General features: G+C 44.4%; 13 protein-coding genes. 6 read left to right on the top strand and 7 right to left on the bottom strand.

Annotated features, from left to right (window positions below; genetic code table 11):
* Window positions 1-20 precede the first annotated feature (20 nt).
* The 5 genes from nth to dnaQ all read right to left on the bottom strand — a co-directional run bounded on the left by nth (window position 21) and on the right by dnaQ (window position 6,526).
* Complete coding sequence (gene nth, locus JMW85_RS09360) at window positions 21-716, bottom strand: endonuclease III (RefSeq protein ID WP_201581570.1); 696 nt, start codon at window positions 714-716, stop codon at window positions 21-23.
* 111 nt (window positions 717-827) lie between these two features.
* The gene (locus tag JMW85_RS09355; protein WP_055123943.1) at window positions 828-1,676 is read right to left on the bottom strand and encodes an RnfABCDGE type electron transport complex subunit B; all 849 of its coding nucleotides are present in this window, start codon (window positions 1,674-1,676) and stop codon (window positions 828-830) included.
* A 102-nt stretch (window positions 1,677-1,778) separates the two neighbouring features.
* Window positions 1,779-2,822 (bottom strand): NAD(+) diphosphatase, encoded by a 1,044-nt coding sequence (nudC, locus tag JMW85_RS09350; protein WP_201581569.1) that lies wholly within the window; start codon window positions 2,820-2,822, stop codon window positions 1,779-1,781.
* A 244-nt stretch (window positions 2,823-3,066) separates the two neighbouring features.
* Window positions 3,067-4,749, bottom strand: a complete 1,683-nt coding sequence (locus tag JMW85_RS09345; RefSeq protein ID WP_201581568.1) for a hypothetical protein — start codon at window positions 4,747-4,749, stop codon at window positions 3,067-3,069.
* A 160-nt stretch (window positions 4,750-4,909) separates the two neighbouring features.
* Window positions 4,910-6,526, bottom strand: coding sequence for a DNA polymerase III subunit epsilon (gene dnaQ, locus JMW85_RS09340; protein ID WP_201581567.1), 1,617 nt, complete (start codon window positions 6,524-6,526; stop codon window positions 4,910-4,912).
* A 424-nt stretch (window positions 6,527-6,950) separates the two neighbouring features.
* Between dnaQ and JMW85_RS09335 the strand changes: the two genes are divergently transcribed.
* Both JMW85_RS09335 and JMW85_RS09330 read left to right on the top strand, forming a co-directional pair.
* Window positions 6,951-7,505 carry a hypothetical protein gene (locus tag JMW85_RS09335; RefSeq protein WP_201581566.1) on the top strand — a complete coding sequence of 185 codons (555 nt, stop codon included), beginning with the start codon at window positions 6,951-6,953 and terminating at the stop codon, window positions 7,503-7,505.
* Window positions 7,506-7,596: 91 nt separating this feature from the next.
* Window positions 7,597-7,902, top strand: coding sequence for a hypothetical protein (locus JMW85_RS09330; RefSeq protein WP_109590789.1), 306 nt, complete (start codon window positions 7,597-7,599; stop codon window positions 7,900-7,902).
* Between the two features lie 123 nt (window positions 7,903-8,025).
* On the opposite strand, the gene JMW85_RS09325 is transcribed toward JMW85_RS09330, so the two are convergent.
* The gene (locus JMW85_RS09325; RefSeq protein ID WP_087813781.1) at window positions 8,026-8,424 is read right to left on the bottom strand and encodes a YkvA family protein; all 399 of its coding nucleotides are present in this window, start codon (window positions 8,422-8,424) and stop codon (window positions 8,026-8,028) included.
* Between the two features lie 254 nt (window positions 8,425-8,678).
* Here JMW85_RS09325 and JMW85_RS09320 point away from each other — a divergent pair, with 254 nt between their 5' ends.
* Entirely contained in the window at window positions 8,679-9,956 is a 1,278-nt protein-coding gene (locus JMW85_RS09320; RefSeq protein WP_201581565.1) for an LD-carboxypeptidase, read from the top strand.
* A gap of 47 nt (window positions 9,957-10,003) precedes the next feature.
* Here the strand turns inward: JMW85_RS09320 and JMW85_RS09315 are convergent, their stop codons facing one another.
* Window positions 10,004-11,026: a GlxA family transcriptional regulator gene (locus tag JMW85_RS09315; RefSeq protein ID WP_087813783.1), complete on the bottom strand. Its 1,023-nt coding sequence runs from the start codon at window positions 11,024-11,026 to the stop codon at window positions 10,004-10,006.
* Between the two features lie 202 nt (window positions 11,027-11,228).
* On the opposite strand from JMW85_RS09315, the gene JMW85_RS09310 reads away from it, so the two are divergent.
* The 3 genes from JMW85_RS09310 to JMW85_RS09300 are packed head-to-tail and all read left to right on the top strand — an operon-like array spanning window position 11,229 to window position 14,850.
* On the top strand, window positions 11,229-13,034 hold the full coding sequence (locus JMW85_RS09310) for an acyl-CoA dehydrogenase (protein WP_201581564.1): 1,806 nt from the start codon (window positions 11,229-11,231) through the stop codon (window positions 13,032-13,034).
* A 22-nt stretch (window positions 13,035-13,056) separates the two neighbouring features.
* Entirely contained in the window at window positions 13,057-14,064 is a 1,008-nt protein-coding gene (locus JMW85_RS09305; RefSeq protein WP_201581563.1) for an NADP-dependent oxidoreductase, read from the top strand.
* A 3-nt stretch (window positions 14,065-14,067) separates the two neighbouring features.
* Window positions 14,068-14,850: an SDR family NAD(P)-dependent oxidoreductase gene (locus tag JMW85_RS09300; protein ID WP_201581562.1), complete on the top strand. Its 783-nt coding sequence runs from the start codon at window positions 14,068-14,070 to the stop codon at window positions 14,848-14,850.
* Window positions 14,851-14,953: the final 103 nt, after the last annotated feature.

Raw genomic sequence — 14,953 nt, 5'->3', positions numbered from 1 at the left:
AGTGGTTATAGTTCTAAAAACTATAGCTCCAAGAACTTGGCTTTGTCTTTAAACATACATTCGTCATAAACAGGACAAGCACCGCATTTGGGCGTACGAGCTTGGCAGGTATAGCGCCCGTGCAAGATAAGATAATGATGCGCCTCCACGATAAAATCTTCTGGGATACGCTCGACCAGCTTGTTTTCAACGATCAAGACATTTTTTCCAGTGGCCAGTCCCGTACGATTGCCTACCCGAAAGATATGAGTGTCAACTGCCATGGTTGGCTGACCAAAGGCGGTATTTAAGACCACATTGGCGGTTTTACGCCCAACGCCAGCGAGAGACTCTAAGTCTTTGCGGTTATCAGGGACGGTGCTGTCAAATTTCTCAATCAGATCTCGGCAAGTTTTGATGACATTTTTGGCTTTGGCATTATATAGGCCAATATTTTTGATATAAGATTTTAGACCGTCTTCACCCAATGCCAAGATTGCTTCGGGCGTATTTGCTACGGGATATAGTTGCTGGGTGGCGATATTGACGCTCACATCCGTCGCCTGCGCAGACAAGATGACCGCGATCAGTAGCTCAAAATTACTTTTATAATTCAATTCCGTAACCGGCTCATCAATCGTCGCTGCCAGTTTTTCAAAAAATGGACGCACGTCACGATTGGGCATTCGTCTCGATGGCGGGGTATCGGCAGTTTTGTGTTTGACGGTTTTACTCATAGTATTCTTACTATTTTTTGGCTATTGATAGTTAATAACTGATACAAGATATCGGGATAAATTTATTTTAGCGATGTTGGGTAGACTGTCTAACAAATGATAATTATGCTATTAAAGCTGACTTAACTCCACTTGCAATGCGTCAAGCTCTACTTGTTTGCTCTCATTTGGACGGACACTTAGCTGCTTTTCTAGCTTTTTAATTTTACTACGAAGCTTCGCTGCGGCAATGGTGTTTTTTGCCTGCGCTTCGCTGATATTCAACGATTGACTAGCGGCATTGTTCAGTTTTGCTTCAACCATGCTGACCACAGGTCTACTATTGCTACTATCAGCCAGCTGCTCGGTGACGCGTCTTAAATGAGTATGATAGCGCTGTCTTAAATCTTCTTGCTCTGTGGTACGTTCAGAGCTAGACAGCTCCCGTTCAACAGTGACCAAATCGATGCAGTCGACTGGACAAGGAGCGATGCAAAGCTCGCAGCCGGTGCATAAATCCGTAAAGATAGTATGCATGTGCTTACCAGTACCCACAATAGCATCGACTGGGCAGGCAGGTATACATTTGGTGCAGCCGATACAATCATCTTCACGAATCACCGCACGTACCTCAGTCGGACGTTCAGAGGTCGCATCTATTGGCCACTGAGAAGGCGCAGCGCTAAGTATCGCTTCATGACTATCTATATTAATGATTTGAGCAATGGCATTGGTAACGGGTTGACCACCGGGTACACATTTATTGTATGGCTCATTGTCTAGCACGATAGCGGCGGCATAGGGCAAGCAGCCGTCTGGATGCTCGCAAAGTCCACATTGTGTTTGCGGTAAACAAGCATCAATATATGAAATTTTCGCTTGTATGTCCGCAGGTAAGCGCTCTATATCCAAAGTGTCGAACAAGATTGGCAAATTGGTGAGACGGATATGGGTGCTATTTTTACTAGTGGTGCTTTGCATATGCTTTAAAACCTTAATATCAGTGCTAAGTGTGCTCTGAGTGCTGACATTAGAATAATAGGATAATAACGATATTGATAAATGCTGCATTGATATTATAGATTAAAGCAAAATACCTTGCTCATTGGCAATTTGTGCAATCAGCTCGTAAGCAATGCTACCTTTTGAGGGTATTTTTGGCAAATTTGACAGATCAAAAAAATCGGCGTGCGACAGCTCATCTTCTTGGATAACAATTTCGCCAGCTGCATAAGAAGCGCGAAAGCCTAGCATTAAATTAGACGGAAATGGCCATGGCTGACTGCTGACGTAACGAATATCTGATAGGCTGATATTTACCTCTTCTGCCACTTCACGCACCACCGCGTGTTCTAGGCTTTCACCCACTTCTACAAAGCCTGCAATCAAACCGTATAGTAACGGTTGTGGCGACTGTAATAAATGAGGCGCTGTTTTTTGCTGTCCATAACGATGATGATGGGCTAACAAAATCTGCATTTCACCAGTTTGCGGATTCGGGCGAGTAATAGCCGTGATGACACAGGGTTGTACACGTGGGTATTGGCGCAATCGGCACACTGGACAGACCATGGCACGCTCATCTCGTTTGGCATGAATGGTTGGGGCAGCACAGCGACTACAAAACTGTGTATCTGTTTGCCAGCGCAATAACTGTATCGCTTGGCTAAGCTGATCGGACAAAGCCACGGGCAACTGAGTAATCAGCTGGCGGTAAGGAACAAACGCATTGCCACTGCCCTCAGCGATGATAGGCAATGCAATATGATGTGCAATTGCATAGTCATAAGTAATGGCGCTAGCCGCTTGCGCAGTAAAGGTGTGGGGAGTATTAATCGAACTGTCGGCACTTTCTAGAATATCGGCACTTTCTAGAATATCGGAACTTTCTAGAATATCGGCATACTTCAGAGTATCTACACTCGCGCTAGTAGGATTGACATCAGGCGACCAGTGACGCGGTGCTAGGCTTTCGAGTAGCGTGACATGACCAACTTGATAAGCAAGCTGGGTCTCCTCGTCTGAATGTGTAGCGGATGGGGGTAATTCAAGCTGCACCGGCCACCATCCATTAGGTCGCTGGTGGCATAAAACAGTATCATCACTAAATACAAAAGCGCTGGTCATAGGTAAAATTCCAAACCGGTTACGGTCAGTACGCATCAGTGTTGATACAGACTTTTTTTAATTGAATTAAAGTCAATCCTATATCATTCGGATACGGTGTCAGGCTCGCTTAGCACTACTATTTGTAGTGCTAAGCGCATCTTGCTTGTATCCAGATTATATGGGATCGATTATATATAAATGAAGGGCTATGGCAGAAAATCCGCCATTTAAATATCATTTTAGTGCTTAAGCATGATAGAAATTAGGCTGCCAGTAGATGAATCAAGCTCTGCTGTCCCACATCTAATGCTTGTTTGCTGACCGGACGATTGTGTTCAAAACCATCTAGATGATGATCGACGGCCATAATGACATCAGCGATACAGGCAAGCGTACTGTCTTCAATACGTTGTCCACCTTCGATACGCTGCTGAAGATAATTGGCCAATTGACTGAGCATGCTGGCAGGTGTTGGCAGCTGTAAGAAGCGCACAGCCCCTGCCACTTGGCGCATCATCTCAGGTATGTTCTGAATATTGAGCATATCGCGCTCTGGCTCAGCCAAATAATCGTTAATGGCTTGTTCTGCACTGGCAATAGCGGAACGACTTTCTTGTATCAAAGTATCATTAGCCGTATTGAGCTGATGTAAAGAGATATGCGGGTTATTCAGTGGCAAATAGATGGCCCCTGGTGTGTGCATTTCTGCCATTGCAATGGTGGCGTTTTCCGCATGCATTAATGCCAACAGCAAGTGATCAAAATCGTCAGGCGAGGGCGTTTGCCAATGACTAACAGCTTCTGCTGCTACGCTGAGACTATTGGCTGCATTTGATAAACCAAGCAAGAGTAACGCTGAGCTCAATTCTGTTAGCTCTTCGATAATCTGTGCGGTTTGCATATCGACAGGGTTCAATGAATCACCACGTGCGTAGCTATCCACATTTTCTTTGATGGTATTAATTTGGGTCTGAATGATGGTGTTCAGCGTATCGGTCAGGGCGCGATTAGGACCGAATAAGAAACGTTTCATTTGCTCAAGTTGTGCGCTTTCCAAGTGGTTGCTGGCGTATTGCTCACGCAGTCGTTGCGCCGCATCACTGTCACGCTGGCAAGCAAAACTGACCAAATCCGCAAACCGTTTGTCCATCACAGGCAAGTAGCTTTGGAATTGCTGCTCTAAATAAATCAGTGTGTGTTTTTGACTCAGATTTAGCGGTAATATCGTGGCAATGTCCGTGACAGCTGCGGTGGCCGCTTGCCAAAATAGACTGCTGGTGTTTGATGCTATCAAAGCACACGCTGCACTCATGGCGTCAAGTTTCTGCTGATCGTCTGAGCTAACGTTGCCATCTTGATTGAGCAGAGCGACTCCAAGACCACTACGATAAGCATAAGTTAGTAGTTCAGTGTCTAGGTTAAGCTCGTCAAGTGGTTGGAAGTTTTGTTCAGGGTTGGCAATGATGACACTACTGCTACCAAAGGCTGCAAAATAGTCTGCTGTGATAGGGGTTTCTTGCCCGTGAGCATTGAGTTTATTGATAACAGGCAGTAACAAGGTTGGCTCTACCGACTCTGTCAAAAGTACAAACTCGATATAGCGATCCAGTGTCATAATGGCTTCTGATAAGTCCATAATCAAGCTGGTATCGTTATTATCACCATTATCATAGAGGCGCTGTAAACCATTGACAATAGCGGTATTCAAAGCCTCGGCACCAACCAAAGATATCAGCTCAAAGATGCAAGACAGCTGCTTTAGCACAGTGATAGAATCTAATAATAAAGGGGCTTGACTATTATCATCATTAAATTCACTCAGATGAATCTCAGTATCTTTTAAGGTTACGATGATCTCATCATGCAACAAATGTAGCGATGGTAGATTGAAATCAGTAACACTAAGCGTTGGGGCCGTTAACTTCATTTGCGCAGACTGGTTCATAGGTGTTTTTCCATAATGTACTGATGAGAATGGCGATGGTTTAAATGATGATCGAAAAAGCACTTGCTGCTGATGTTTTAATGCTTAATATAACAATAGTCAAGCCTATATTATACAAATGTTATTGCTCAAAGATTGATATCATCAACTTATACGGCAACTACATATTGGCTTTTAGCTCAGGATACGCTTCTGCGAGCGCGGCATACCACTGTTGGTTGGTATTTTCATCCGTAGATGACTCTAGCAACAATGACGCTAAATTGGCAAAACTGGCGTGTGCTGTCTGCCCACCATCTGTTTGCGTGTCTTCTTCGATGGCGAGTGTAACCTGCCCACCTGTCATCGCCAGATAAACTTCTGCTAAAATCTCTGAATCAAGTAAGGCGCCGTGAAAAGTACGATCTTGCTTCCCCACATTTAGGCGACGCACTAAAGCATCTAGGGTGTTTTTTTGCCCAGGATATTGCTGCTTTGCCATGACCAGCGAGTCAGTCACTTGTACGCGCTCGGCAAAGTCGTTCATACCAACTTTGGCAAACTCCATGTTTAAGAAGTTCATATCAAAGGTGGCGTTATGAGCGATGATTTCTGCGCCGTCCATAAAATCATAGAGCGACTGAGCAACTTGATCGAAGGTAGGCTTGTCGGTCAAAAATGCCTCAGAAATACCATGGATACGAATGACTTCATCATCCATGCCGCGCTGTGGATTGATATAAACGTGGAGCTTTTCACCCGTAAATTTACGCCCGATCATCTCCACGATACCGACTTCGATAATACGGTCGCCTTTTAACGGATCAAGACCTGTGGTTTCAGTATCCATAATGAGCTGGCGATCAGACTCATGACGATGGATAGGTTTGGGCAGCAGCGGTATGAAATACGGATTGGCACGGCTGGTGTCGCCGTCGAATTTTGGTGTATCAGCTTCTTCTATGCGAGTAACGCTAGCGGGCACATGATCATTTATCGTCGCATCAGTCATAGACGTTTGGGTTTCCGGCATCTCTATTTTACTCATTGGTTTGCTAACATTATGCTGATAGCGATCGGTTTCTATTACAGCATCTTTACTCATCATATCATCGGCAGGGTTTGTATCGTTATCAGTGTCTATGACATCTTCGTCAAGCTCATCATCTGTCATATCCAGACCCAGTGGATCGAAACTTAGCCAGTCATTGTGAGCAGCATTTTGCGCTGTATTAGGCATTATTTGCCCTTTTTTTTTAGCTGTGGCTTGCGGCTCTATGCTCGATAATTCTTCACTGCTGGACGTCACGCCTAAGTTTGCCAGCTCGTCCGCTTTTTCATTGCCTGCATGTCCTGCGTGACCTTTTACCCAATGCCAGTCAACATCGCGCTGCTGGCATAGCTTATCTAATTGCTGCCAAAGGTCTTGATTGGCGACGGGTTTGTTACTTGCCGTTTTCCAGCCTCTTTTTTTCCAACCCTCTATCCATTCGGTGATGCCTTTTTTGACATAGCTTGAGTCTGTCCAAATCTCGAGGTTGTGCTCATGCGGGCTATGGGTCAATGCTTGTATCGCGCCCATCAACTCCATGCGATTATTGGTCGTCTCTTTATCACCGCCGTACAAATCTTGTGTACGTCCATCACTAAAAATGAGATGTGCGCCCCAGCCACCAGCGCCCGGATTGCCTTTACAGGCACCATCCGTATAGGCCACGGTGGTGTTTGATTTGGCGGCCAACGGATTCATCGCGTTACTGGTGTTGAATGGCTGCGCTGAGGTGCGATTGTCTGACATAAAAAATTATTGACCTAAAAATTGATAAACATAGGGAGGGTTGGAGGGATTTTGCTAGCGTTGTTTTTACACCAGCGCTTCCGTTATATTTTGGGAATGAGTATAACAAATCTATCGTTGATGTGGGCAATCGTAATGCACAAAGTCGCCAAAAGCACAGATCATAATAGTAACCTTGCTATTTTCTGTTAAAATGAGCTGTGTTGCGACACAGTATCAAACGGTATTGACTCCGCAGCAGAAAAAACAGCAGTTTGCTGGCGTCAATTAGTAGCGCAAATCATTCGACAGTGCCAATAGTTGATGAAAACATGCCCTAGAAAATCACGTTAATAGCAAGATTGTCATCATCACTGTTTAAAGGTAGTTTTTTTAAAGACAATTTTCATAAAAGTTTAATGCATGAATGCAGGATAACCCTATTATGTCCTTACGCTCAAACATTTTTTATAAAAGGCTGATGCGCTTACCAGTCGGCATAGCGGTGAGCAGCGCGCTATTTTTAAGTGCTTGTAACGATAGCAACACTCAAGCTGATACTGGACTGGTTGAAGCGGCGACAGACTTATCGGTTTTTGAAGGTTGTTACACGGTTAGTCATGACGAGCCTGCCCAAATAAAAATCAGTCAACAGGATGGCTCGTGGGTGATGCAGATGAAAGAGCCGGCAAGTGCGAAGCGCGTTTGGGATGACGCTGAGCCGCTAGAAGTGATTGAAAATAGCGACATTCCGCAGTTTTTCTCTATTGACCCTGACAATGTCGATGCGGTCATTGGGCGTCCTGATCGAGTGCTAGTACTGGCTCATGTGAAGCCTGCCTATGCCAATATCGATCCACTCTTAGATAGTGAATACTTATCCTATATTTATCGCGGTGCCAATACCATCTATCGTGTCGAGTGTGATGATGTTAATACCGATATTTTAGCCAATCCACATGCTAATATTGTGATTGATAATGTTAATGAGAGCCTTTAAGCAAGCACGGCTCATAAACAGAATTTATGATCGATAGTGTTATTTTAAACAGTGTTTTGCTATAAACCATATGTCATTAGAGTTAAGCAATATGAATTTTTTTAGTTACGTGGTATTGGGCGGATTTTCTTATGCGGCTGGTTGGGCAATCAGAACCTATGTACTTGATAAGAAGCCTGAACCTAAGCAGACTTATAATTTAAAGCATCCTGCAATTTTGGCGTACTTAGGCGGTTTCTTTATTATTATGCTGATTGTTTCGTGGCTGATTGGTCGCTATGCGCTTGGGCATGCTGCTATCGATTTGCCGTTTATTATTATCAATAGCCTCGTTGCAACCTTTGTCTATTCGTTCGGTCTCAATCCAGAAAAAGCGCGTTATGATGTTCCAGATTAACTCACATAAATAATTGCTATTAATGAATAAAAAAGCCACGGCTGATACATTGATTGTCAGTCGTGGTTTTTTATAACGATTATTTTTTATAATGATCATTTCAGGATGATAGCTTGTACAAAGTTACCTGTTTTTCTTTAAGTCAGTAGCGGTTTGTTTTTTCTTCCAAGTTTGATATTTTTGCAAATCTTTTTCGACCAACTTCAAGCAAAAGGTGAGGACTAGCGCATCGTCAATATGACCGATAAAGGGTATGAAATCTGGAATGATATCGATTGGGTTGAGAGTATAGAGCAGTCCAACCACACCTGCTGAAATGGTCTTGTAAGGAATATCGCGATAGTTTCCTTGATAATAGTCTTTAATCAAGCTCATGAATAGCATCAAATCTTTGGCAAAACGCTCAAGATGGCTACTGTCTTTTAGCTTTTCTTGCAGTTTTTCTTCTTCGTTGATGAGGTACTCTAAATCAGTATCCAATATGTCCTCTTTTTTCTGTTTATCAGTCGTTTTCTCAGCCATTATTATTATCCTTATTTAACCGAAATCGGTATTCTCATACTACAACAAAGTCGCGGAATGTGCCAATAGGGCTAGGTTTTTGGTATGTCTCATGGCTAGCATGGCGAAAAATTAAATAGTGGCAAGGGTTGGGCAACTATCATAGCCAAAAAAGCGTTTACAATATGCTGCTGTGTGGTTTAAGCAAGTAGACTGCAAAAATAAATATGATGCAAAAGTATATCAAAATAAAAATGATAAGGTGGCAGAGAGAGATGGTTTTCAAGAGTCAGTTATTAACAGATGATAGAAACAACAATGAGCATACAGCGATTGAAGCGGCAGCCGGCTTGAATCGTCGGCAGTTTTTACGTCGAGTAGGTCTCAGTGCGGGTACTGCTGCATTGGCGACGCAAGGTGTTTCTCAGGTATTTGCCGCCAGCCCTATCGACCCTAATAGTAGTCCGCAGCTCACCAAGGATGATCTGCCGTCTGCGCTTATGGATGATGGCTCATTACCACAAACGTCATTAACGCAGACCAGCTGTATCACGCCTACGATTGAGACGCGCCTTTTTGCCAGCTCCAATGTCGGCGGTAGTAACGAGCGTAATCAATTGGCATTGGAGCGCATGGCTTGTGCCGGTTTTAAGGTAGACAATCCTGCGATTACTCAGCGGCAGTATTTGCGTTTTGCGGGTACGGATTCGCAGCGAGCGAGTGACCTGCATAACCTCGCTACTGGTGCAATAGCCGCCCCAAAATTGTTACTCGGCGTGCGCGGCGGCTATGGTGCAATGCGCATATTACCGATGATTGATTGGTTGACGCTAGGACGTATTATGCAGGAGCGCGGCACGATACTGGCGGGCTTTAGTGATGTGACTGCTATTCAGTGTGCGCTATTGGCAGAAGGTGATATGAGTTCGCTTGCAGCACCGATGCTCTATAGTGAATTTGGAAAAACTGTCCCTGATCAAGTCAGCTGTCGACAGTTTGTTGAAGCACTAACCAATCCCAATCTGGTTATTGATATATCAGACGCGTCTTTAACCAGTCCCAATTTACCCAGTATTCTAACAAGTGCTGAGCCCAAAGCAATAACGGGCACGATTTGGGGCGGTAATCTAAGCGTGGTGTCAGCGCTGGCAGGTAGTGAGTATTTGCCGCGCATGGATGGCGGTATTGTATTCTTAGAAGACGTGGGTGAGCAACCTTATCGTATCGAGCGCATGTTATATGATTTGTATTTGGCTGGTGCGTTTAAAGGTCAGCAAGCGATTGTATTTGGGGCATTGTCAGGTGCAGGTGAGGACAGTTATGACAAGCGTTATGATGTGGCTACGGTGATTCGTCAATTGCATCAGCTGACAAGATTACCGATTTATAGCGGCATGCGTTTTGGTCATATTGGACAAAAACACAGCTTTCCACTAGGCACAAAGTGTCAAATTAGTTCCAATACAGCTGGTGGCTATCAGTTGGCATTTAGCGATTACCCAACCATCAAGGCTGATGCTATCCAAGTAGAAGGGTTATGGCAAACTGCTTAAACGTTAAACATTAAGCACTAATCTCTAACTACTATGCATTGCCATGACTAAATCGCTAACCGCGAAAACTTATCCTGATACTCTTTGGGGGTTAGCTCTGTTGCACGTTTGAATAGGCGTGTGAACGATGAAATATCATCATAGCCCACTTGTTCGGCAAGCGATTTTATGGTCACATTGCCTAACTCTAGTAGGCGTTTTGCCTGCTCAATTCTGACTGCTTGAATATACTCAATCGGGCGCATAGCAACAGCAGACTGAAAGCGTCTGTTTAATGTCCGCGGGGTGATATTGACCATGGCAGCCAACCCACTCACCTGAATAGTCTGATAAAAATTTTCTTCAATGAACTCTTGTACCTGCTTGACCAATTGGTCTGAATGCGGTTTGTGCAACGTTACGTTGGTATAGCTGTTTTGATTGCCTCGTTTACTATCGATGATTTGGGTTTTGGCTACTTGAGTAGAAATCTCACGTCCGCAGTAACGCTCTATTAATAACAATCCCAAATCATAAAATGCACTACCGCCCGCCGCACAAAATATATTACCCGACTGGCTATCTGACTTGCTCCTTGAGTGAGTGACAAACTGGTCTTCTTGTAAATCAACGAGCGGAAAATCCGCTTTGAATTTACTGGCGTAACCCCAGTGCGTGGTGGCGATTCTATTATCTAATAATCCTGCTTTTGCCAAAAAGAAAGCACCGCTACAGTTGCTGGCTATATCTGACTTGGTGTCTGCCAACCGCGTTAGATGGGGTATCAAATCTGCATTTTGGCTCAGTGCCTTATCAATTGAATCACCAATCGTCGGAATCAATAGCAAGTCGCACTCGGCCACGTCCTGAATATCGCAGTGCGCTTGCATGATTAAGCGGTTGCTACATCTGATATCTACGCCACCAACGCTTGCTATCTGCACATTGAACCGTGGCTCTACTGGCTCATCTAAAAATCGCTGCCAACTGACACCCGTAAATGAAAACAAATCTAACGCACCTGTCAATGCGCTACCGAGCACACCATCGAATCCGATAATGATGACTTTAAAGGGTTTGAAATAAGGCATAGATGTTTATTTCCCTTTCGCTGTGGCTGACCAAAATTTAATTTTCTAACCAAAAGTATCGATTTTTTATCTGAATTCTCGAAATATAAACGCTATTTATGTCGTATTTGACCATAATTATGTCATAAATGACAATACGGTAAGGCGTTAAATTAGATTAATATCGATTGATAACCAAATTTAATCAGTTAACGAGAATACTATGGCAGCAGATACGCTAATCAATGACTTTGAGTTACCGTTCCAATTATATGATGTATTGGGCACTAAAAATTTAACCGAGCATGTTAAGTTTGCAGAGCATAGCCGCGAAACGTTTGACGCAGTATTGGATACGGCCAATAAAATTGCGACCCAATTGTTTTTGCCGCATAACCATGTAGCAGACAAGAACGAGCCACAGTTCGATGGCAAAAAAGTCAGCATGATAAGTGATGTAAAAGTCGCTTTTGATGCGTTTCGTGAGTCAGGATTTATCGCTGGTCGTTATAGTTTTGAAGACGGCGGTATGCAGTTACCTGAAACAGTGATGACAGCCGTGGCAGGTTATTTTATGGCTGCCAATCCATCAACGATTGCCTATCCATTTTTGACCACTGCTGCAATCAACGTCATCTCGCATTTTGCCAGTGATGAGATTAAAGCCGCCTTTATGCCGCGCATGCTGACAGGTGAGTTCACCGGAACCATGGCATTAACAGAGCCACATGCAGGTTCCTCACTTGCTGACATCAAAACCACTGCAGTAAAACAAGATGATGGCTCATACCGCGTCAAAGGCAGCAAGATTTATATCTCAGGCGGCGATCACGAACTGTCTGACAATATCGTCCATCTCGTATTGGCCAAAGTGCCAGGTGGTCCAGGTGGGGTCAAAGGTATCTCTTTATTCGCCGTGCCTAAGTATCGCTTAAACGAGGATGCATCGGTGGGCGAGCGCAATGACGTACATTTAACAGGACTCATTCATAAACTAGGCTATAGAGGCACAACGTCGACGGCTCTGAGCTTCGGTGACGAAGGCGCATGCCATGGTTATCTGATCGGTGAAGAGCATTTTGGCCTGCGCTATATGTTCAAAATGATGAATGAGGCGCGTATCGCTGTTGGTTTTGGTGCAGCGATGATTGGCTATCGTGGCTATCAGTATTCGCTAGATTACGCCAAAGACAGAACGCAAGGCAGAATCGCCCCGAACAACAAGCCTGAAGATGCGGCAACGGCTATTATTCAGCATGGTGACGTAAAGCGCATGCTACTGGCGCAAAAAACGTACTCTGAAGGCGGCATTTCATTATGTCTATATGGCTCAAACCTGATTGACCGTATCAACACTTGTGAAGACAAAACTTTAAAAAATGAGCTAACAGAATTATTAGACCTGCTCACGCCAGTATTAAAAGCATGGCCATCTGAGTATGGGCCAAAAGCCAATGATTTGGGTATCCAAGTATTGGGCGGTGCAGGCTATACGCGTGAGTATCAGGCTGAGCAGTTCTGGCGTGACAATCGCCTAAATCCTATTCATGAAGGCACGAATGGCGTGCAGGCATTGGATTTGTCATTTCGTAAGTTGTGGCAAAAAGGTGGGTTAGGCATCCAAATCCTCAAACGTGAAATCACAAAAGATCTAGAAAATATCACTACAACTGAGAGCGCCCAACTTGCAGGTAAGCTGATGCCTTACATGGGTCATCTACATGAAGTGTTGGTGCATCTCAGCAAAGTGCTACAAACCGAAGAAGCAGTCACGTTGACGGGCAACGCGCAAGCACTGATGAATATTTTTGCTTCAATTGTGTTGAGCTGGATTTGGATTCGTCAAGCAAGTAAGGCTGAGCAGCTATTAAGCACCACACAAGATACTGAGCAACAGAACTTCTACAAAGGAAAGATACAAGCGGCTAAATATTTTATCGATTGGGAACTACCATTAGTTAAACGAGACATCGAATTATTAACCAACACCAACTCGGTTTGCACTGATATGCAAACAGAATGGTTCTAAGGACAACTCTAAGGAAAGAGACATGACGAAAATGAATAAACAGTGGCGATTAAAAGCAAGACCAGTAGGCGAGCCTAGTGCCGAGACTTGGGATTATACCGAGACAGAAATCCCGACGATCACCGATGGTCAGCTACTGATTAAGGTTGAATATATCTCTATCGATCCGGCGATGCGTGGTTGGTTGAACGATGCCAAATCTTATATCGCGCCGGTTCAGATTGGTGATGTTATGCGCGCCGGCACTGTGGGCGAAGTGATTGAAAGCAAGCATGAGAAGTTTGCGGTTGGTGACTATGTCGCAGGTCACGATGGCGTGCAGTCTTATGCCGTCAGTGATGGTGCTAATCTGTATAAAGTTGATCCAAAACTGGCACCATTGTCTTATTACTTGGGCGTGCTCGGTATGCCAGGGATGACAGGATATTTTGGTCTGCTAAAAACAGGTCAGCCAAAAGCGGGTGAGACCGTGGTCGTCTCTGGTGCAGCTGGTGCTGTTGGTAGCTTGGTTGGTCAAATTGCCAAAATCAAAGGCTGCCGTGTTGTCGGTATCGCGGGCGGCGCTGAGAAATGTAAATTCTTAGTCGATGAGCTTGGGTTCGATGCGACGATTGACTATAAAAACGGAGATGTGAAAAAAGCACTAAAGAAAACCTGCCCAGATGGTGTGGATGTGTATTTTGACAACGTAGGCGGTGATATCTTGAATGACGTGCTCACACAAATAAATCTGCATGCGCGTATCGTTATTTGCGGTGCGATTAGTCAGTATAACAACACCACAGAAGTCAAAGGCCCATCGAACTATTTATCATTACTGGTCAATCGTGCCCGTATGGAAGGTATCGTGGTATTCGATAATATCAAGGAATATCCAGTCGCCATGAAAGATATCGCTGGCTGGATTCAGTCAGGTGATATGAAAGTGAAAGACCACATCGTTGAGGGTATCGAGACATTCCCTGATACTCTGATGATGCTCTTTAACGGTGAAAACTTCGGCAAACTAGTACTTAAGGTAGAGGGATAGATCATGACACTGAATACAAATGGAATTGCATCAGATGTAGCTGGCAAACGAATTTTGATCACGGGCGGTGCATCAGGCATCGGGGCAGCAAGTGCATTATTACTAGCCAGTCGCGGCGCAAAAGTCGTCATTGGTGATATGGCAGAAGAAATGGGCGAAGCAGTTGCCAAACAAGGCCAAGATGCTGGCAACAGTATCGTCTTCAAAAAAGTAGACGTGACCAGTGGTGATGAAGTACGTGCGTTGTTTGACTTTGCAGTAGAAACGCTTGGTGGCCTAGATGTTGTGGTAAACAACGCTGGTATCGACCACAAGCCTTCACCAATGCATGAGCTAAGTGATGATGATTTTGATCGCAATATCGCAGTGAATTTAAAAGGTGTTTGGCACTGTATGCGTGCCGCCGTCAACTGTATGCTGCCTAATGGTGGTGGTCATGTGATTAACGTCGCCTCTATTGCTGGTCTTCGTTCAGCGCCTATGATTTCAGCCTATAGTGCAGCTAAACATGGGGTTATGGGTCTGACTAAATCTGCTGCCCATGAGTATGCCCGTGCCAATATCCGTTTTAACGCGGTATGCCCAAGCTTCATTGATACGCCAATGGTTCGCAATACTATGGCAACGATGGATGAGCGTACGCAGCAAGCAACGGTTAAGGCCAGTCCAATGCGCCGTTTGGGAGACGTTAACGAAGTGTCATGCGCGATTGCTTGGCTGGCTAGTGATGAAAGCAGTTTTATGAATGGTCATGCGTTTACCCTTGATGGTGGTATGTTAGCGTAACTGCGACTGTTGAGCGCTCATTATTAACTCGTTAGTGCTCGATAATCGCTGTTAGATATGACAGCGATTATCTGCGTTTAGTTATCCAATTTTAGACGTCTGT

Source organism: Psychrobacter glacincola (genome assembly GCF_904846075.1).
Lineage (GTDB): Bacteria > Pseudomonadota > Gammaproteobacteria > Pseudomonadales > Moraxellaceae > Psychrobacter > Psychrobacter glacincola_C.
The sequence above is the reverse complement of the archived record's forward strand: the minus strand, read 5'-3'. Positions and strand labels throughout refer to the sequence as shown.